Origin of the sequence: Pantoea sp. JZ29, assembly GCF_035190385.1 — a bacterium.
In the GTDB taxonomy this organism is placed as follows: Bacteria; Pseudomonadota; Gammaproteobacteria; order Enterobacterales; family Enterobacteriaceae; genus Pantoea; species Pantoea stewartii.
Genome location: NZ_CP045242.1, coordinates 374588 through 394784, shown reverse-complemented (window position 1 = coordinate 394784; position 20197 = coordinate 374588). Strand labels below are relative to the sequence as shown.

18 protein-coding genes are annotated in these 20197 nt (G+C 52.5%); 7 read left to right on the top strand and 11 right to left on the bottom strand.

Annotation, left to right across the window (positions count from 1 at the left end; translation table 11 throughout):
- Nucleotides 1–30: 30 nt before the first annotated feature.
- From GC090_RS21710 to GC090_RS21700, 4 genes are all read right to left on the bottom strand, one after another.
- Nucleotides 31–1020 (bottom strand): alpha/beta hydrolase fold domain-containing protein, encoded by a 990-nt coding sequence (locus GC090_RS21710; protein ID WP_324021765.1) that lies wholly within the window; start codon nucleotides 1018–1020, stop codon nucleotides 31–33.
- Nucleotides 1021–1353: 333 nt separating this feature from the next.
- Nucleotides 1354–1440 carry a magnesium transporter protection protein MgtU gene (gene mgtU / locus GC090_RS23320; protein ID WP_416381889.1) on the bottom strand — a complete coding sequence of 29 codons (87 nt, stop codon included), beginning with the start codon at nucleotides 1438–1440 and terminating at the stop codon, nucleotides 1354–1356.
- 9 nt (nucleotides 1441–1449) lie between these two features.
- Complete coding sequence (gene mgtR, locus GC090_RS23315; RefSeq protein ID WP_110268492.1) at nucleotides 1450–1545, bottom strand: protein MgtR; 96 nt, start codon at nucleotides 1543–1545, stop codon at nucleotides 1450–1452.
- Between the two features lie 597 nt (nucleotides 1546–2142).
- Nucleotides 2143–3027, bottom strand: a complete 885-nt coding sequence (locus GC090_RS21700) for a helix-turn-helix transcriptional regulator (RefSeq protein WP_039339471.1) — start codon at nucleotides 3025–3027, stop codon at nucleotides 2143–2145.
- Nucleotides 3028–3196: 169 nt separating this feature from the next.
- Here GC090_RS21700 and GC090_RS21695 point away from each other — a divergent pair, with 169 nt between their 5' ends.
- Complete coding sequence (locus GC090_RS21695; protein ID WP_324021763.1) at nucleotides 3197–4102, top strand: DMT family transporter; 906 nt, start codon at nucleotides 3197–3199, stop codon at nucleotides 4100–4102.
- A 4-nt stretch (nucleotides 4103–4106) separates the two neighbouring features.
- On the opposite strand, the gene GC090_RS21690 is transcribed toward GC090_RS21695, so the two are convergent.
- Complete coding sequence (locus tag GC090_RS21690; protein WP_324021956.1) at nucleotides 4107–4451, bottom strand: gamma-glutamylcyclotransferase family protein; 345 nt, start codon at nucleotides 4449–4451, stop codon at nucleotides 4107–4109.
- A 312-nt stretch (nucleotides 4452–4763) separates the two neighbouring features.
- On the opposite strand from GC090_RS21690, the gene GC090_RS21685 reads away from it, so the two are divergent.
- Nucleotides 4764–6422, top strand: coding sequence for a methyl-accepting chemotaxis protein (locus tag GC090_RS21685; RefSeq protein ID WP_324021761.1), 1659 nt, complete (start codon nucleotides 4764–4766; stop codon nucleotides 6420–6422).
- 252 nt (nucleotides 6423–6674) lie between these two features.
- Here the strand turns inward: GC090_RS21685 and GC090_RS21680 are convergent, their stop codons facing one another.
- The 5 genes from GC090_RS21680 to GC090_RS21660 form a co-directional block, all read right to left on the bottom strand.
- Entirely contained in the window at nucleotides 6675–9749 is a 3075-nt protein-coding gene (locus GC090_RS21680; RefSeq protein ID WP_172913183.1) for an efflux RND transporter permease subunit, read from the bottom strand.
- A complete protein-coding gene (locus GC090_RS21675; RefSeq protein WP_058708899.1) occupies nucleotides 9746–10879 on the bottom strand; it encodes an efflux RND transporter periplasmic adaptor subunit in 1134 nt (377 codons plus the stop codon). The genes GC090_RS21680 and GC090_RS21675 overlap by 4 nt, the downstream gene beginning before the upstream one ends.
- Nucleotides 10880–10996: 117 nt before the next feature.
- Nucleotides 10997–12184, bottom strand: coding sequence for a sensor histidine kinase (locus GC090_RS21670; protein ID WP_324021758.1), 1188 nt, complete (start codon nucleotides 12182–12184; stop codon nucleotides 10997–10999).
- Nucleotides 12181–12873 (bottom strand): response regulator, encoded by a 693-nt coding sequence (locus GC090_RS21665; protein ID WP_006121952.1) that lies wholly within the window; start codon nucleotides 12871–12873, stop codon nucleotides 12181–12183. Before GC090_RS21665 ends, GC090_RS21670 begins: the two co-directional genes overlap by 4 nt.
- A gap of 639 nt (nucleotides 12874–13512) precedes the next feature.
- A complete protein-coding gene (locus GC090_RS21660; protein WP_006121951.1) occupies nucleotides 13513–13797 on the bottom strand; it encodes a hypothetical protein in 285 nt (94 codons plus the stop codon).
- 175 nt (nucleotides 13798–13972) lie between these two features.
- Here GC090_RS21660 and GC090_RS21655 point away from each other — a divergent pair, with 175 nt between their 5' ends.
- Nucleotides 13973–14284, top strand: a complete 312-nt coding sequence (locus GC090_RS21655) for a hypothetical protein (protein ID WP_006121950.1) — start codon at nucleotides 13973–13975, stop codon at nucleotides 14282–14284.
- Between the two features lie 7 nt (nucleotides 14285–14291).
- Here GC090_RS21655 and GC090_RS21650 read toward each other — a convergent pair whose 3' ends face one another.
- The gene (locus GC090_RS21650) at nucleotides 14292–14678 is read right to left on the bottom strand and encodes a bleomycin resistance protein (protein WP_324021954.1); all 387 of its coding nucleotides are present in this window, start codon (nucleotides 14676–14678) and stop codon (nucleotides 14292–14294) included.
- A gap of 528 nt (nucleotides 14679–15206) precedes the next feature.
- On the opposite strand from GC090_RS21650, the gene arnB reads away from it, so the two are divergent.
- The 4 genes from arnB to arnD are packed head-to-tail and all read left to right on the top strand — an operon-like array spanning nucleotide 15207 to nucleotide 20196.
- The gene (arnB, locus tag GC090_RS21645; RefSeq protein ID WP_205952927.1) at nucleotides 15207–16343 is read left to right on the top strand and encodes a UDP-4-amino-4-deoxy-L-arabinose aminotransferase; all 1137 of its coding nucleotides are present in this window, start codon (nucleotides 15207–15209) and stop codon (nucleotides 16341–16343) included.
- Entirely contained in the window at nucleotides 16344–17324 is a 981-nt protein-coding gene (gene arnC / locus GC090_RS21640) for an undecaprenyl-phosphate 4-deoxy-4-formamido-L-arabinose transferase (RefSeq protein ID WP_033742463.1), read from the top strand.
- On the top strand, nucleotides 17324–19306 hold the full coding sequence (gene arnA / locus GC090_RS21635; protein WP_006121946.1) for a bifunctional UDP-4-amino-4-deoxy-L-arabinose formyltransferase/UDP-glucuronic acid oxidase ArnA: 1983 nt from the start codon (nucleotides 17324–17326) through the stop codon (nucleotides 19304–19306). The genes arnC and arnA overlap by 1 nt, the downstream gene beginning before the upstream one ends.
- Nucleotides 19303–20196, top strand: a complete 894-nt coding sequence (arnD, locus tag GC090_RS21630) for a 4-deoxy-4-formamido-L-arabinose-phosphoundecaprenol deformylase (RefSeq protein ID WP_039339451.1) — start codon at nucleotides 19303–19305, stop codon at nucleotides 20194–20196. The genes arnA and arnD overlap by 4 nt, the downstream gene beginning before the upstream one ends.
- Nucleotide 20197 lies beyond the last annotated feature (1 nt).

Here is a 20197-nt window from a genome sequence, read left to right as displayed (position 1 = left end):
CAAACCACATAAAGTGGTTTGCCTGGTGCATTACAAATTGTCGTTTAAATTGGCTGTGCTCTTGCTGCCTGTTCGTGTATCAGGGTGCAGCACCTCTGAAAACCAGTTCACAACCAGGCGGATGACGTCAGGTTGATACCAGACCTCATCACCATGTTCTGCACCTTTCACCACGACATACTCAACCTGATCACCTGCCTTTTTTAGCGCATCAAAGAGTTGCGCACTTTGATGCGGTGAAACGAGTGAATCTTTGTCACCGTGCATAATCAGGAAAGGCGGTTTGGGGTTCGCAAGATGGCCCATGGGACTTGCCTGACGGGCTTTATCAGGATCATCCATGACAGACGCGCCTGCAAAATCGTGGAAGGCCGGTCCATGAATCAAAAGGGCTTCAGTGACGGCCGGTGAGGCATGGACCTGTTGATTCTCTTCAGAGAAGCCTTCACCAATATTGCGTAAATCTGAAATACCGTAAATCGTGGCGGCGGCCTGGACGTCAGATGATGTTTCTGTGAAATCACCCTGATCGAAAGCGGTCTGACCATTTGTCATGCCCAGCATTTGTGCCAGCCAGCCTCCTGCCGAATCGCCTAAAACACCAATACGATGAGGATCGATACCGTACGTTTCTGCGTGCTGTCTCAGATAGCGTACGGCCGCTTTCCCGTCAACAACCGGCGCAGGGAAGGTATCCGGTACAACACGATATTCAGCTGCGGCCACAACAAAACCGGCTTCTGCCAGCGCCATGCGCATCTGAATAAATTTCTCATGGTCGGCACTGGTAAACCCCCCGCCCGGAAAATAAACAATTGCGGGTTTGACTGCATCGGTGCGGGGCACCAGTAATGACATGTGAAGCGGTCTGACCGATCGTAGCGTTGTAATCTGCGAATAAACCACGCCAGTGATCGCATCAATCTGGTTGCGCACAGGGTGGACTTCAATCACCTTTGCGCCTTCACGGTATCCGGTCAGTTCAGTATTTTTCGTTGCCATCGCGTTACTCATCGTCATGATTACGGCCAGTCACCCAATAAAAAAAGTGTGGCATACATTCATAATTATTCCCTGAGACGTTGAAAGAAAGTATGAATTGTTAAGGGTTTTTAAAAGGTTGCAGGGGCGTTCAGCCTTTGCCAGCAGACGGTAGCGCATAAGGCATAGCGCGGTGTTGAGCAAGATTATGAAAGCGAAGGTTTTATGGGGGGTGGTTACGTGTGTTCCGCGAAAGTGGATGTTTGACCAGAAAATTTAATGGGTTCTCAGGCACCGTCGTGGGCATTACGCTGCGCCCACCGGGTCCGGTATCTGACGGACCAGACGCAGGTAATGTCTGGTCCTGAGTGGTTAACGAATCACGATCGTCAGCAGGATGAGGATGGCCGCTATGGCAACAACCTTAATAAAAATCTGGTTAAGCGTGAACTTGCGCATTGCCTTCCCTCACTGCGTCAGTATTTGCCAAATACCTGCCGACATCACGATAAAGCCGACAAAAAGAAAGATCAGGGTTATCGCGGTTTCGGATGAACGATTCATAGTATTCCTCCCTGGTTAATGATGAGCGCCTGACCCTACTGTGCAGAAAGCAACAAATCGGGGCAGGACAGGTCTGTTTCATGGCTTCAGGCAGAGCAGGGGCTCACCGGTTTCCGGTAAAGGCGTAAAGCCGCCTCACTCAAAAAGGGGTTAGCGCGTCACAGGAACAGCGTGAGGTCTGCCAGTACGTCAGTGGTGTGGTTCCGTTGTGCAAGGCAGGATCGCCGCATTGCCGTTCCGCGTTTAAAAACGCTTTACGGATGCCTTACAGCAAGGATGCCGTCCATCCGGGAGGCGGGAATAGCGCATTTTTGAACATAAACATGACGGTGGTCCTTATGGTCTGATTCATGATTAACCGGACAAAAGGCCAGTCATCGCGACGGGAAGCCTGCTGTCGCCCCAGGGCGAGCAAAACCATCACGAAAGCGTTTTACTCATCGGAAGGGTAAAAAGAAGGTTATCCCGTCACAGGGCGTCCGAATGAATCTGCACGTAGTGTAATCAGGTTACACAATGCGTCAAAGCACGAACCGCCAATGTGTGAGGATTGGTTTAGGTTAACTCGCGGGGTGCTTCGTCCATGACTGAGACGATTCACAACAATTGAGGGCCGCTGGCCATGCGTAACTGCGACGGCGTCGATCCGGTCACCTGCTTAAACCGGTTACTGAAATGGCTCAGTGAGTTAAAACCATTCTCCAGTGCAATCTCGGTTAACGACAATGATGTCGATACGATCATCTGACGCGCGTTTTCCATCCGGCGCTTCATCACGTACTGGTGAGGTGCAACGCCGAGTGACTGACGAAACATCCGGGCAAAATGATATTCACTCAGACTGGCCTGGCTGGCGAGAACGTTCAGAGTAAGGGGCAGAGCCAGGTGCGCATCAATAAACGCCAGGGTATTGCGCAACACATAGGGAGCAAGTCCGCCCGTGACAGAGGGAAGCCGCCACTGGACACACGAATAGTGTTGAATCAGATGGGTTAACAACAACGTGCTGGCGGTGCTCAGCATCAGCTGATTGGCTGGCTGCTGCCAGTCGCAGCTAAGTAAAAACTGGCGATACAACGCCGTAATCGTGTCATCACTGGCAAAAATCTTTTCATCGAGGGATAACGAGGCCGGGCTGCGATCCCAAATCTTTTCACCGACCTCTCGCAGGTGCTCATCTGTGCAGTAGAGATGCACGAAGGAGAGATCGCTGCGTACATCCCAGGTCGATTCACTGTGCTGCGGCATCAGGCAAAATTTATTCGGTCCGCCGCCGTTGCGCCATCCGTTTGCCGTTTTGTGGTAACTCTCATAACCATCAGCAATATACAGGCTGAGCGTATGATGATTGCTGTTAACGGTAACGCGGTCTTGTTTGTTGTGCCAGGCGGCCAGTCGGATGCCCGAATTAAGCATCACCGATTCCCGCAGCACGGCCTTTTTTTGACGCAGTGTTTCAAAGGTGTCGTAAACGCGAGACATGGCATGCTTCCGCTTGATAAACAGAGGTCCAGTCTAGGATGACAGACGTCAGGTAGCCAGATGTATCACGCTAAAATGCGCAAGATTTTGCAACCCGACCGCAACATGATGAAAGCCAACCCCTCGCGATTACGTCACAGTGAAGAGAGTCTGAGGCAGAGGGATAACGATGAACGCAATACTTTACGCCATTGTGGTCGTGATTTGGGGAACAACCTGGATCGCTATTTTTTTACAGCAGGGGCCTGTAGATGTCACGGTTTCGGTATTCTGGCGGTTTGCGATCGCCAGCGTCATTATGCTGATCCTGTTAACGCTGCTGGGACGCCTGCGCCGCGTGGCATGGCAGGACCACCTGTTTTGTCTGATCCAGGGATGCTGTGTGTTTTGCTTTAATTTTTGGTGTTTTTACACGGCTGCGGCTTACATTAATACAGGCCTGGAGTCGGTGATTTTTTCGATGGCCGTGCTCTATAACGCGGTAAACAGTTATATTTTCTTTGGCCAGCGCCCACTCCCCCGTTTCTGGTTTGCCGCCGCACTGGGATTAACCGGCATGGTCATCCTGTTCTGGCACGATCTGCATATCAGCGACTGGAACAGTACCGCGCTCATGGGAATGGGGCTGTCAGCACTGGGTACCTTTGGTTTTTCATTAGGCAATATGATCAGCCTGCGCCATCAGCGTCGGCATCTTGAGACGATGACCACCAACGCCTGGGCCATGTTTTATGGTGCTCTCGTTATGGGCCTTATCGCTATCATTCGTGGTGCCAGCTTCTCACCGCAATGGACCTTCACTTATCTCGGCGCCTTACTTTACCTGGCGGTGTTTGGTTCCGTCATCGCTTTCTGGGCTTATTTCACCCTGATCAAACGCACAAGTGCGGGCAAAGCCGCCTACACCACACTTATGTTCCCTCTGGTCGCGTTATCGTTCTCCACACTTTTTGAAGGCTATACTTGGCAAAGTCATAGTGTGGCCGGCTTGCTAATCATTTTAAGCGGTAACCTGGTGATGTTTGCCCGCCCCCTGCAGTGGTTCAGGCGTAAAGCGCTGACAAACGCGCATTAGCTGTTTATGCGCGCGGCGGTGTGCATTGCGGTTGCAGTTGATAGACGTAAGCGGTGACAGTGTCACCGTTTTCAAGGGTCACTTCCGTCCTGAGGCGATCGTACCCATATTCAAATTCGTCCAGCATGGGCCAGTATGATAAGAGATTATCAGAACTAAAAACGTAACCCTCAACGCGCGGACCTCGGCTATCCAGCACCAGACCAGGAAAGCCTGCGGCTGCCCCGCACCCCTGAGGATAGAAAATGCCGCTTACAAAGCCTGCCTGCCAGTTGCCTCCGACCCTGTCGAGAATGTGGGCATTACTGTGGCCCGGGCGCAAAGTGCCATAAACGAATAACCTTTCCATCATTATCTCTGTGTAAAAACCGCTACCTTAGCTGCACGAACTGCGGTTGTCATTATGGAGAACGTTCTATTTTAACGCACAGGCGGTGCGTAGCAATATGCGCTTATTATCATGGATTTATATTTTAATGAAACAACCTGTTCACATTTAACCCTATAGTTTCTGTTAGTGACAAAATATCCCGTCATAGTCGCTGTTTTCTTTTTTTCAAGGTTCTGGAAATAAAATTACGTTGTAAAGCCGGTTAGTTATTTGCCGATAAAGGCCTGTGAAAATAATTGTAGTTTTTACCTATCCGGGGGAGTTTTTTCTATGACAATCACGCAGCGTTTAGTGCTGGCATTTTCTTTGCTTGCTTTATCACTTTGTGCGCTTGTTGCTGTTTCTTTATCTGTGATTTCGGGCTTTCAGTCGCGCTTTGAATATGTTCAGGTTAATGCTATTCCCAGCATTAAAGATCTGAATAAGTCAATTAGCGCAACTAACCAACTGGGGCTGGCCCTGTATCGCCATCAGACGGCGACAGACAGCGCTAAGCAGGCTGAAGCAGAACAAAAAATTAATACCATTATTAATAACATCAAGTCATTAAATGATTATTATATGGCGAATGATATTTCCAGTGATGAAGATAAAGAAATGACCGTTGGGGCCAATCGTAACCTCGATGCGGTCCGCAGCGCGTTACCTGCTTTTCTTGCTGCGTCACGTAGCCATAATAATGAACTGTCACTTTCTCTCCTGCAAAGTGACAATGGCATTGGCGCTGCCGCACGTAAAATGGAGTCTGATTTCACTAAACAAATTGAGCTGAACATTCAGATTGGTGATGCACTCAGAGCACAGAATAATCAGATTTATTCTAAGACCGTCTGGATGATGACCTGTGCATCACTATTGGTTATTTTGCTGCTCGGTGCGTTCTCAATAAATATTATTGTTGGCATTAAACGTAGCCTTACCAGCATCAAAGATACCATGGCTGAAGTGAGCAGCAATTTGGATCTGACACGCTTAGCGCCGGTGTTGAGAAAGGATGAGATTGGTCAAACGGCTATGGCGTTTAATGATCTGCTTAAGCGTGTATCGACTACGCTGCTGTCAGTCAATCATGCGGCGCAATCCGTCAGCACAGGATCGACGCAGATTGCGGCTGGCAACGAAGATTTATCATCTCGCACTGAGCAACAGGCCGCCTCGCTGGAAGAGACATCGGTTAGTATGGCTACGCTCAGCGATACCGTACGGCAAAATGCCGAGGGCGCAGTCCAGGCCAGTAACCTGGCCAATAACGCCAATAAACTGTCCAGGCAGAACGGCGAAGCCGTGAGTCAGATGCTGACCACGATGGATGAAATTCGCGGTAGCTCAGCCAAAATATCTGATATCACAGGGCTGATCGAAGGTATTGCATTTCAGACGAATATTCTGGCCCTTAACGCCGCCGTTGAAGCTGCCCGTGCGGGTGAGCATGGCCGTGGTTTTGCGGTCGTGGCATCAGAAGTTCGCAATCTGGCACAACGTTCGTCATCCGCGGCTCGTGAAATTAAAGAGTTAATCACCACGTCTGTTTCGCAGGTTGAACAGGGGTTGACGCAGGCAACAAGCGTAGGCAGTAACTCTGATAACGTGGGCCATGCTATTCAGCAGGTTGCCGATCTGGTTAATGAAATTGCCGCTGCTACAGCCGAGCAAAGCAAAGGCATTGAGCAGGTGCACCAGGCTATCGGCCAGATGGATGAGGTCACGCAGCAGAACGCCTCCCTGGTTGAGGAAGCTTCATCTGCATCCAAATCTTTACAGGAGCAGGCGGAAACGTTGTCGAGACTGGTGTTAACGTTCAAAGTTAACGAGAGCGTCACGCAGGTGGCAGTATCGTCCCCTGTAGCCGTGAGCTATGCATCGCCTGTGTTAAAAAGACCGCAACTGAATGCCACCGGTGCAGACAAGGTTAACTGGGAAAGTTTCTGATGCGCTGTCACTGGGCCTGATCGCTTCAGGCCCACAACACGAGCGCTGCGATATCGCAGCGCTTTCTTCTTGATATACGTTTTGCGTGGCGAAAAGCCTTCTTTTTGGCGCATAAGACGCGTTTCTCTCCTTCGATGCACGCTAGTGATACTGTGCAGGCCTTGTGCGCCATTCATGCCCTCCATACCCGGACCGTATGCCTCATTCCGTTGCGCACTGCGATCCGTAACCCAGTGACAATATTCGCCGCCCTCATTTGCGCGATCGGGGCGCGCCGCGGTTTTCCCATGCCATTATCAGGCTGAGTGAGGCAGGCAGCAGGGTCAGCGTGACCAATGTGCCGGTGATCAGCCCACCGATGATCGCGAATGCCATTGGCCCCCAGAAAACCTGATGTGAAATAGGTAACATGCCGAAGATTGCCGCGCAGGCAGTGAGCAGGATGGGACGCGCCCGGTGCAGTGCGGCATGGCGGATGGCGTCACCCTGTGCCATGCCAGCCTGCGCATGGCTGTCTACCTCGCTGATCATGATTACGGCGTTACGGATAATCATGCCCGCCAGCGCAATGATGCCCAGCAGTGCGACAAACCCCATCGGCGTGCCACCCGGTAACATTGCCAGGACAATCCCCGGCAGGCCGAAAGGTGCCATCAGCAGCGCAAGCAGCATTCTGGAGAACCGCTTCAACTGCAGCATCAATAACACAAGCATGCAGCACAGGGTGACCGGCAAAACGGCAAACACCGAACTGTTACCTTTATTCGACTCGGCGACGGTTCCACCTTCTTCAATGGCGTAACCTGCGGGCAAGGTTGCCCGCAGAGTATCCAGGCCAGGTCTCAGTTGATCAGACACCGTTTCGGCCCGTTGCTCAGGTGCAATATCGGTTTGCACGGTGATATAGGGCAAACGCTGTCGTCGCCAAATCACCGGATCGTCGAGCTGCCATTTCAGTGTGGCGACCTGCCCAAGCGGAATTTTTTGCCCGGAAGCTGTGTTGAGCATCAGGCTGTCTAAGATGGCTGTGTCCTGTCGTTCCCGATCGTTGCCGCGCAGAACCACATCTATCAGCCGGTTATGATCGCGAACCGTGGTCACGGTACTGCCGGACATGACAGTATTTAGTGTGGAAGCAATGCTTTCTGAGGAGACGCCGACGGCGCGTGCAGCAGTCTGGTTTACCTCAACATTGATTTCCCGCTCGGGCTCGCCAGCCGTCATATTTACCTCACGCGTATTCGGCGAACGCGAAAGTTGAGCAGCCAGTTTTTCCGCGATGTCCCGTACTTTGCTGTAGTCAGGGCCGGTGACGCGGTATTTCAATGGCCAGCCGACGGGGGGACCCAGTTCGAGAGGGGCCACACGGGCAGTCAGATCGCTGAAATCCCGCGCCAGTGTCGCCTCCAGGCGGCGTCGAACGCGATCGCGCGCTTCCAGGTTCTTAGTCACCACAACCAGTTGCGCCACATTTTCATTGTCCAGCAAGACTTCCATGGGCAAATAAAACCGCACGGCACCTGCGCCGACATAGCTGGAGAAGTGATCGACATCGTGATCGGCGCGCAACAGGGTTTCCAGCTGTGCGGTACGCCGTGTCGTTTCACTTTGAGAGGCATTTGCCGCCAGCGAAAGATTCACTAACAGCTCGGGACGATCGGACGCGGGGAAGAATTCGCCCTGCATCAATGTAGTGCCTGCAATCCCCATTCCCAGCAATAACAAGGCGCTTATCACGGTTGTCCAGCGGTAGTGTAAAACCCGATCAAGCAGACGACGATAGCAGCGGGCCATCAGACCGGGAGGTGGTGATGGGGCTGTCACCTGCTCAGTTAACAGCCAGGTGCCGATAACAGGGGAAAACAGAATCGCCACGACCCAGGAGCACAGCAGCGAGATCAGCACGACTGCAAAAAGAGAGTAACAATATTCACCGGCGCTGGAGGCCGCAAAACCGACCGGAATAAAACCGGCGATCATCACCAGCGTTCCCGTCAGCATAGGAAACGCGGTGGTTTTAAACGCAAAGGTTGCGGCCTGCGCTTTGCTGTCTCCCGCCTCAAGGCGGGAAACCATGGTTTCAACCGTGATCATGGCATCATCGACCAGTAAACCCAGCGCAATAATGAGAGCCCCCAGCGAAATGCGTTGCAGGCCAATACCGGCCACTGTCATGCCGACGAATGTCATGGCCAGAACGAGGGGAATCGCAGCGGCGACCACCAGCCCGGCACGGAAACCCAGCGAGAAAAACGAGATTGCCAGAACGATCAGTACCGCTTCCGCCAGCACCCGCACAAAGCCACTGACGGCGGTTTTAACAACGGTGGATTGATCGGCGATCTTCACCATCGTGATACCGTGCGGGAGCTGGGCGGCAATCGTCTCCATGCGCGCATGAATGGCCTGACCAAATTTCAGCATATTACCCGTCGGGGCCATGGAGATGGCCAGGCCAATGCCAGGCTCGCCGTTGACCCGGAAGGTTGATGCCGGCGGTTCAGCAGGCTGAAGCGTTATCGTGGCAATACTGGTCAGCGGGATAAAGCGCTGGCCGATATGTAAGGTAATGGCCTTAAGGTTATCAGCCGAGGTCAATGCACCACTGACATGAAGTGCAATATTTTCTTTATCAGTGCGTATTACACCTGCGGGCGCAACGGCATTTTGCGCGGCCAGAGCATCACTTACCTCCCGAAGCGTAAGGCCCATGCCCGCTAACTGCCGTGGCGAAAACGCGATAACAATGTGTTCTTCCTGTTCGCCGGGCAGGGTAATTTTACCCATGTCTGGCACATCCATCAGGCTTCGACGGATCTCATCGACTTTATCCCGCAGTTCTCGCGGACTAAAGCCATCGGCCGTAAAGCCATAAATCGTGCCATAGGTGTCGCCAAATTCGTCATTAACAGCGGGACCCTGAACGCCTTGTGGAAGCGATGAGGCGATATCCTGCATTTTTTTCCGAATCTGGTACCAGATAGTCGGGACCTGATCCGGCGGCGTATCATCACGCAGGTTAACAAAGATGACGGCCTTTCCCGCCCGGGTTTCACTCTCGATAAAATCCAGGAACGGTGTTTCCTGCAGTTTTTTTTCCAGCGTATCCGTCACTAACTGCATCGTGTCTTCCACAGTGGCACCGGGCCATTGTGCGGACACGACCGCCGTTTTGATGGTAAACGCCGGATCTTCATTACGGGGCAGATCGATGTAACTCAGTACACCCGTCGTCATCACCAACAGCATGAAAAACACCACCAGTTGCTGATGTGCTAACGCCCAGGCAGAGAGATTAAAGCGGGCTCTTTCAGCCGATCTTCTCATTTTTCATCCTCCCCGGACTGTACCCGCTCTCCTGGCAAGAGCGTTTTCACGCCTGCGGTGACTACGCGCTCACCCGGTATCACGCCGGCACTGAGATAGATATGTTGGGCATCGAAGCGCGCCAGCGTGACCGGCCTGAGTGAAAGCTGATGGGACTGGGTGTTCACCACAAAAACGGCGGGACGATCACCGGCACGCGTGAGAGCGCTGGCGGGCAGGGTAACAACCTGTTCGGCTTTACCGGGAAAGGCCCCCACGACGGTCGACCCCAACGCCATAGCGACCGGCGGTTGAGGCAGCATGACACGCAGCCGCCAGGTGCGGGTTTGCGGATCGGCCTGCGGACTGATATCGCGAAAATGCCCTTGTGTCTTTATCGCAGGGTTCGATAACAGCGTAATGCTGAAGGGCGTGGAGGAGGCGTACTCCGCCAGCGAGGGTTCAGCAAGGTCAAAGACAGCATCGCGATCGCCATCAGCGGCAAGCGTCATTACGGACTGCGCGGCGCTTACCACCTGACCCGGCTGGACATTGACGGCGGTAATGACACCGGCGCGCGGCGCGGTAAGCTGCGTCCAGTTGAGATTATCTTGGGCATTTTTAAGCGCGGCTTCACTGCTCTGACGCCGTGAAACGGCCGCCTGCCAGTCACCTTTTGCACTGTCTAACTGCGAACGGGAAATGGCCCCACCGGGCATCAGCTGCTGCATACGACGCAGCGTTAGTGCGGCAACATGTTCTGAAGCGCGCGCACTCGCCAGATCGGCAGTGGCACTGCTGAGCTGGTTTTGAGCGGCATTACTGTCTAAGGTCGCCAGAACCTGACCGGCATTCACATGCTGTCCAATGTCCGTGGTGCGGGTAATGACGCGGCCATCCAGCCTGAAAGCCAGCGAAATTTCTTCATGGGCACGAATTTCACCCGTCTGCGTCATCAGTCCACCGCTGGAGAAGGGCGGAACCAGTACTGTCCGCACGGGACGAGGCGCTTCACGCGCAGGCGGCGCTTCCTCCCGGCAGCCTGACAGGATAAGCATGCCTGCCACGACAAACAGTGACGGTAACACATAACCCGGAAAGCTCAGATGACGCAGCGCCTGGCGGGCAAAAGCGGGAATAAAATCTGTCATAACCGTATTCCTGAAATGAGACAGGCTCATTTAAAGCGGGTTATGTCCAGAAACCTTCGATGAATTATCAAGAAATGGTCAAGGCAGACAAAAAAGCCTGTACAGGCCAGCACGCACTCAGATTGAGCGCGCGTCGTCAGTTAAAGGCAAAGCGATCGTAATCTGCAGTCCGCCGTCCGCAGGCAAACGTGCAAATATCTCCCCACCGTGCGCCTCCACGATAGCCTTCGCAATAGACATGCCGAGACCGCTTCCGCCGGAATGCCGTGCGCGTGACGATTCTGCCCGGGTGAAACGGTCGAAAATGACAGGCAGAAACTGAGGATCCACGCCCGGTCCATAGTCACGAAACTGCAGTGTGACAGCGGCGGGCGAGGTATGAGCGGTCACATAAAACCGTTTCCCCTCTGCGGCATAGCGCAGTGCATTTTCCGTTAAGATGGTTACCACCTGGCCCAGCCGGGAGACATCGCCAGTGAAAGAGAGTTGGCCGGGTGACTGCACCTCAATCATCATCTGTTCGGCTTCAGCCTGAGGCGCCAGCCACGCCGTACGTTCGCGTAACAGTTCGGTAAGGTTAAACCGGCTCAGGCTGAGCGTAAGCTGGCCAGCTTCCGCTAACGATAATAAGTGCAGTTCATCCGTCAGGCGGCTCAGCTGCGTCAGCTGCTTCATGATCATGGAGAACTGCTGAGGTTCCGGCGCAAATACGCCGTCGACAATGCCTTGTAAGCGGCCAATGGCTGCGGTGAGTGGCGATCGTAGTTCATGAGCAATGGCAACCTGCGAAGCTTTAAGTTCGCGTTCGTAACGGGCTAACTGCTGGGTCATCAGATTAAAGTCTTCCGTAAACCGCACTAATTCCTGTGGCGCGCCGTCGACCTGACCGACCGATGTGCCGAATTTCCCCTGTGCCACATCGCGTGCCGCATTCGCCAGCTGACTAAACTGTTTCGCCAGCGGTCGGGCGAAGCGCAGCCCCATTACAATAAAGAACGGAATCACCACGGCGACCAGCACGGCGACCGTCAGCCAGTCAGCCGAGGCGATTGACGGGTCGGAAAAGCCGACGCCCCACCACTGATCGACAATCTGATGAAAGCGAGCCGGTGCCTGCTCCGGGTGTAACCGTATGCGGGAAAACTCCGCCCAGACGTCCGCAGGCATGCGAGAGTAAACCCAGAGCATTTGCAGCGCGAAACGCAGCCACATGCAAAACGCGATAAGGATGACGCTTCCCAGACCGATTATCAAAATACGGATGCAGATCCAGCGCCACATTGAGTCGTGCGTTTTTAGTTTCATGGTTGTCTGAACCTGTAACCCACACTGCGAACCGCAGGTAAAATATCTGACATGCCTGCGGCTTCCAGTTTGCGTCGCAGGTTATAAACATGGGTATCAACCACGCGCTCAAGCGCATCACTTTCAGGCAGGCAGTGTTCAAGCAAGAATAAGCGACTAAACGGGCGGGTTGGGGCGCGCATCAACGTCACCAGAATCGAAAACTCCGTTGGGGTCAGATCGAGCCGCTGAATACCCTGTTCATTTTTTACTACCGCTGTCAGCGATTCAGTGTCGACTTCCAGGCCCGCCCAACACAATGTGCTGTCGGGGACGGTACTTTGTTGGGTGCGACGTAAAACGGCCTGAACACGTGCGACGACCTCGCCAGGATGGTAGGGTTTCACCACATAATCATCTGCACCATAGCGTAATGCGCCGATCCTGTCGGGGGCATCTCCCATCGCTGTCACCATAATCACTGGTGTATTTCCCCTGCGTCGAAGGGCCGCCAGAACTTCCGTGCCGTTCATGACGGGCAGCATCACATCAAGCAGAATGAGATCGGGCTGCCAGCGTTGCGCGTGGTCAAGTCCTGTCATTCCATCGCCAGCAATCATCACCGTGTAGCCTTCACGTTTAAGATAGGCTTCAAGTACGCCGGCTGCATCGGCATCATCTTCGATAATCAGTACACGTTTAGACTTCATTGGGGCCACTTTGACTTTTTCTCCCTCATTTCCCGGATGTGCCCGCACCGCTTTATTGGCATGTCAGCCGTGTCGTCTGCATTTAATGTGATTAAGCAAAACGATAATAACCTGAAAAAATCTGCAAGACATGGTCAGTTTAATGTCGGCTGGAGGAAGAGAAGGGAATGCGCAGGATGCCAGAGAGAGGAACAATACGCCTAATGAAAAAACGTGATGAAAAAGGGCTCAATCAGAAATAATGAACGGACATCAGACGCTTTTTCAGGTTGTTACCAAACGGCTGACCAGGCGGCGCCAGACGTTTACGTTTAAGGCATTACGGGGGTTACTCAATGTGGGGAATGTCTGCGATGCCGATGCGTTAGCGCGGGGCAGAAAAAATGACACTGTCACTTTTAGGGTGAGCGGTTTGCTCAGGCAAGACTGGCATGGTGCCGGGCAGGAAGTGGTTACGGGCAGGCCAGGTGACGTTCATACAAGGCTGTCCGACTGATACGATGAAAAACCGCCCGGTTTAATAACGCCGCCGCGTAATGTCTGGCGCAAACCTGATCGGTCGCGTGATTTATCGCTTCTGTGCAAGGCCGCCCCACAGCAGCCTTCATCTTCTACGGGGCGGCCAGCATGAATCCGTATTTACCCTTTATGGCACGCGACGCGATCGTAACCGGTAAGTGCGGATTTCGCCGTCGCTTTACGCTTTCTGCTGTTAACTTTGGGCAGCCAGATTTTAAATTGCTCCGCCAGTTGCTTCGCCTGTTGTTCATCCGTGGTACGACAGATAAACAGTTTACTCTTGGTTTGATTGGTCACATCGGTGGCATAAATTTCGTAACTTCCGCCACGGTGATCGTATTCAATATCCGTGAAATGCATGTGTGGCCACAGGCCCGTTCTGACCTCAAACTTGCTCAGTTCCATAATTTTTACCGTTTTTGTTTTTTGCTGTGATGAATGTCGTTCCCCTGGTCGGGCCACTAAATGTAGAACAAATTCGGATTTGTGCCAGCCGACAACATTATTTTTCACTGCCAGTCTTAATTTTTTATAAAAACAGCGTGTTACCATGACATTACGTCATTAAAAGGAGAAAACGATGATTGTCAGAACCTGGCATGGTTGTGTCCCTCAGCAGCACGCAGAGGCATTTTTTACGCATCTACAGAAGACGGGCGTGCAGCATGCAGAATCGGTACCCGGTAACACAGGCGCTTTTATTCATCAGGTTGCACAGGGAGAGTGGCAGCATTTCTTTCTGGCCACATACTGGCGGGATCTGGCGGCAGTGAAAGCGTTTGCTGGCGAGGATTACCCGGTGGCAGTTACCTATGCGGATGATGAACAGTTTGGGTTGATCTCCGATCCCTATGTCTTTCACCATCAGGTCAGCGAGGTGGTCGCGCTGTAATGTTTTTTCAGTCTAAGACCTGACAAAAACGCAGCAGGTAGCCATCTGGATCCTGAACCAGTAACTCCTGCTGGCGTTCATATTTCTCACCCGTATAGTAGGCGTTTTCGCTAAGTGGTCGGAACAAGGGCGTGCCCGTTTTCACCAGGCGTGTGTGAAGCTGCTGAATATTGGAGACTTCTATCTGGAAGTTAATACCGCGTCCCAAAGGATACTGCATCTCTGCGGTGTGCCAGCCCGCGTCATGCTGCTGTTCAATCATTAATTGCGCTTCACCATAACAGAGATAAGCGAAGTCTGGGTGAATGCGTCTTATTCTCACAGTAAACCCCAGTTCATCGACATAAAACGCAAAGGATCTGGCAAAATTAGTGACAGTCAGTTCCGGCACCATCGAATTCCAGAAGCGAGAATCAGCAGGTTCAACTGACGATGTAGTGACGCGTAATTCCTTGTTCATAAGAAAAAAATCTAAAAGTTAGAAAAGTGATCACCGTCACATTATGAGTGCAACGCGTGTATCAAAACACTGACTTTCCCTTAGAAGATGCTATCTGTCAACAATGTAAATACCGCCTGGCAGCATTTGCAGAATGTGCGGTAATCTCTTCATGAAACTGTCAAACATATCTGTTTATTTAATGTGATTAATCTGGTAAACCTAATAAAGATCGTGTCAATTTGTGAATTGAATGAAGCGTTTAATGTTTGGTTAAGGTTACGAGCGTATCATTTGGCATCGTTATGAAGTGAATATTTTTCTAATATTTGACTTCACGATCAGAGGTCAGTGTATTTTGCCTCTTTTCGCGGATTTTAACGGAAAAAAATGAGCATAAGATTACATTTTGGCTGTTTTCATATTTCAAACTTATCCTCTTTCTTCTGGAAAAAAGGCAAAACAGTTTAAGGACATTACTTAATGGCGTTTCTTCCGTTTTCTCGTCCTTCTTTAGGCGAGACTGAATTGTCTGCAGTGCGTGAGGTCTTTGCGTCTGGCTGGATTACGACCGGGCCGAAGTGTGCTGAACTTGAGCGCGCATTTTGCCAGTTAACCGGCAATCAACACGCCATTGCCGTCACGTCTGCTACTGCCGGTATGCACGTCATGTTAATGGCGTTGGGCATCAAAGCCGGTGATGAAGTCATCACACCTTCCCTGACCTGGGTTTCTACATTAAATATCATCACGTTACTTGGCGCGACGCCGGTGATGATCGATGTGGATATCGATAATCTGATGGTGACCCCTGAAGCTATCGAAGCGGCGATTACGCCGAAAACCAGGGCGATTATCCCTGTCCATTATGCGGGTGCGCCTGCGGATATGGACGCGATCTATGCTATTGGCCAACGCCATGGCATTCCGGTCATTGAAGATGCCGCGCATGCGGCCGGTACCCACTACAAAGGTAAACACGTGGGTTGCCAGGGAAATGCTATTTTTTCCTTCCATGCCATCAAAAACATGACCTGCGCAGAAGGTGGCCTGGTCGTCACCGACGACGCGGCTCTGGCCGATCGCATTCGCAGCCTGAAGTTTCATGGTTTGGGCGTCGACGCGTTTGATCGTCAAACACACGGCCGTCAGCCGCAGGCAGAAGTGATTATGCCGGGCTTTAAATACAATCTGCCGGATATCAGCGCGGCCATTGCGCTGGTTCAGCTGGAGAAGCTCCCCGAAATCAATCAGCGTCGCGCGGCGATAGCGCAACGTTACCTCGATGCCCTTAAAGATACGCCGTTTAAGCCTCTTGTTCCGCCCGCCTGGCAGCATCAGCACGCCTGGCATCTCTTCATTATTCGCGTTGATGAGCAGGCGTGCGGTATGACCCGTGATGCACTGATGCAGGCGCTGAAAGAACAGGATATCGGCACGGGGCTGCATTTCCGTGCAGCGCATACGCACAAATATTACCGTGAGCATTATCCGCATTTATCGCTGCCTGCCACTGAGTGGAACAGCGAGCGTATTTGTTCCATTCCGTTGTTTCCCGACATGACTGACGATGACGTTGAACGCGTTATCAGCGCACTACGTGGACTGGCTGGGGTTTAAATGTTCGACGATAAAAAGATTGAAAAAGTATCGGTAGTCATCCCGGTTTACAATGAGCAGGAAAGCTTACCGGCATTGATTCAGCGTACCGATGATGCCTGTAAGAGCCTGAACCTGGACTATGAAATTCTGCTGGTCGACGACGGCAGCCAGGATGCGTCCGCGACGATGATCGCCGATGCAGCCTCACTGCCCGGCAGTCATATTGTCGCCGTTTTGCTCAACCGTAACTATGGTCAGCACTCCGCGATTATGGCGGGATTCAGCAATGTCAGCGGCGATCTCATCATCACGCTGGATGCCGATTTGCAAAACCCACCCGAAGAAATTCCCCGTCTGGTGGCCGCCGCTCAGGAAGGCTATGACGTTGTCGGCACGGTACGCCAGAATCGTCAGGACAGCTGGTTCCGTCGTCAGGCATCACGCACCATCAACCAGATGATCCAACGCGTGACCGGTAAATCGATGGGGGATTACGGTTGTATGCTGCGGGCTTATCGCCGTCACATTATCGATGCCATGCTTAACTGTCATGAGCGCAGCACGTTTATCCCGATCCTGGCTAACACCTTTGCGCGTCGTACGATTGAACTCCCGGTTACTCACGCAGAACGTGAACACGGCAGTTCGAAGTACAGCTTTATGCGCCTGATTAACCTGATGTACGACCTTGTCACCTGTCTCACAACCACACCACTACGCATGCTGAGTGTACTGGGCAGCCTGATTGCGATTGCAGGTTTTGCGTTCTCCGTGATTCTGATTCTGCTGCGGCTGTTTCTGGGCGCAGCCTGGGCTGGCGATGGTGTTTTTATGTTGTTTGCCGTCCTGTTTATCTTTATCGGCGCGCAATTTATCGGCATGGGACTGCTGGGTGAATACATTGGTCGTATCTACAACGATGTACGTGCCCGTCCACGCTATTTTATTCAACGTGTTATCAATCCTCAGAAAGACCGTTCTGTACAGGAAACCGAGTAATGAAAACTATCGTCTTCGCTTATCACGACATGGGTTGTGCGGGCATTAATGCGCTTTTGAAAGCAGGCTTCACTATCAGCGCCATCTACACCCATGCCGACACGGCGTCAGAAAATCACTTTTTTGGCTCAGTGGCGCGAATTGCGGCTGAAAATTCAATCCCGGTTTATGCTCCGGATGAGGTTAACCATCCGCTGTGGATCGATCGCATTAAATCAGCAGAACCTGATGTTATTTTCTCCTTTTACTACCGCAACCTGTTGTGTGACGATATTCTGAACTGCGCGAAGCAGGGCGCTTTTAACCTGCACGGTTCACTGCTGCCAAAATACCGCGGTCGTGCGCCATTAAACTGGGCGCTGGTGAATGGCGAAACGGAAACCGGTGTGACCTTACACCGCATGGTGAAAAAAGCCGATGCGGGTGAAATCATCGCGCAACAGCGCATCGCCATTGCTGAAGAAGACAACGCGTTAACCCTGCACCGCAAACTGGTTGACTGCGCCAGTGAGCTGCTGGAAAGCACCTTGCCCGCGATGAAACAGGGCAATATCGTCGGCAAGCCGCAAAACGAAGCGGAAGCCACGGTTGTGGGTCGCAGAACACCAGAAGATGGTCGCATCAACTGGAGCCTGCCTGCTAAGCAAATCAATAATCTGGTCCGTGCCGTTACCGATCCATGGCCGGGCGCGTTTGCGTTTGCCGGCACCACAAAGTTTGTGGTCTGGAAAGCCAAAGTTTTAACGACCGCGCACAACGCTCGTCCGGGAACCGTGCTGTCAGCCGATCCTTTTGTCGTGGCTTGTGGTGAAGGCGCGCTGGAAATCCAGACGGGGCAAACCCCGAACAGCGTTTACATGAACGGTGTTCAGCTGGCGCAACATCTGGGCATGGTAAATGGCGCACTGCTGTATTCTCAGGCTGTGGCCGCCGTGAAGCGTCGCACCCGCGTGTTGATCCTGGGTGTTAACGGCTTTATTGGTAACCATCTGACCGAGCGCCTGCTGCAGGACGACAACTTCGAAGTGTTTGGCCTGGATATTGGTTCCGACGCGATCAGCCGCTTTGTTGGTCATCCGCGCTTCCAGTTTGTTGAAGGCGATATCAGCATTCACTCAGAGTGGATCGAATACCACATTAAAAAATGTGACGTCATTCTGCCGTTGGTCGCTATCGCCACGCCGATTGAGTACACCCGCAACCCGCTGCGCGTCTTTGAGCTGGATTTTGAAGAAAACCTCAAAATTGTTCGCGACTGCGTGAAGTACGGCAAACGTATCATTTTCCCGTCAACGTCCGAAGTATATGGGATGTGTACCGACAGCAACTTTGATGAAGACCACTCGAACCTGGTCGTCGGTCCGATTAACAAACAGCGCTGGATCTACTCGGTTTCCAAGCAGCTGTTAGACCGGGTCATCTGGGCTTACGGTGAAAAAGAAGGTCTGCGCTTCACCCTGTTCCGTCCGTTTAACTGGATGGGTCCGCGCCTGGACAACCTCAATGCCGCGCGCATCGGAAGTTCGCGTGCCATTACCCAGTTGATTTTAAACCTGGTGGAAGGTTCGCCTATCAAGCTGTTTGATGGTGGTCGTCAGAAGCGCTGTTTTACAGATATCAGTGATGGTGTTGAAGCCCTGTTCAGAATTATTGAAAACAAAAACAATAACTGCGACGGGCAGATCATTAACATCGGTAATCCAGACAACGAAGCGAGTATCAAAGAGCTGGCAGAACGTCTGCTGGAGAGCTTTGAGCGTCACCCGCTGCGTGCCAGCTTCCCGCCGTTTGCCGGTTTCCGTGAAGTGGAAAGCAGCAGCTATTATGGCAAGGGCTATCAGGATGTTGAGCACCGTAAGCCTTCAATCCGTAATGCAAAACGCCTGCTGGGCTGGACACCTGAAGTGCAAATGAATACGACCATCGATAACACTCTCGACTTCTTCCTGCGCACCGTTGAGCTTCAGGACGATAAGGCATGAGGAAAGTCGGTCTACGTGTCGATGTCGATACCTGGCGCGGGACAAAACTTGGCGTGCCCGCGCTGATTGAGGTCTTCAAGAAACACGATGTCCAGTCATCCTTTTTCTTCAGTGTCGGGCCTGACAACATGGGACGCCATTTATGGCGTCTGATGAAGCCGCGCTTTCTGTGGAAAATGCTGCGCTCACGCGCAGCATCGCTTTATGGCTGGGATATCCTGTTGGCCGGGACCGCCTGGCCAGGAAAACAGATTGGGGCAGGGATGCGCGATATTATCCGCATGACGGCCGATTACCATGAAGTTGGCCTGCACGCCTGGGATCACTTCGCCTGGCAAACGTGGGCAGGCGTCTGGAATGAAGAACAGCTTATTCAGCAGATTGCGAAAGGACGGGATGCGCTGGAGGCCATTATCGGCAAACCTGTCACCTGTTCCGCCGTGGCGGGCTGGCGCGCGGACGGTCGTGTTATTCAGGCCAAGCAAACATTTGGTTTTGCGTACAACAGCGATTGCCGCGGTACCGCGCCTTTTCGCCCACAGTTGAGAAATGGCGAGCCGGGTACGGTACAGATCCCCGTGACGTTACCCACCTGGGACGAAGTGGTCGGTCCCACGCTGAGTGCTGAACGGTTCAACGATTACATCCTGGAACAGATCCACGCCGATCAGGGCACCCCGGTGTATACCATCCATGCTGAAGTCGAAGGTATCAGTCAACTCAATGCGTTCGATACGTTGTTACAGCGTGCCCGCGAGCAGGGAATACAATTTTGCCCGCTGAGCGACCTCTTGCCTGACGACCTCGACACATTGCCTGTCGGCAAGGTTGTTCGTGGGCACATTGCTGGCCGGGAAGGCTGGTTGGGTTGTGAGAATTTAACAAGGTAAG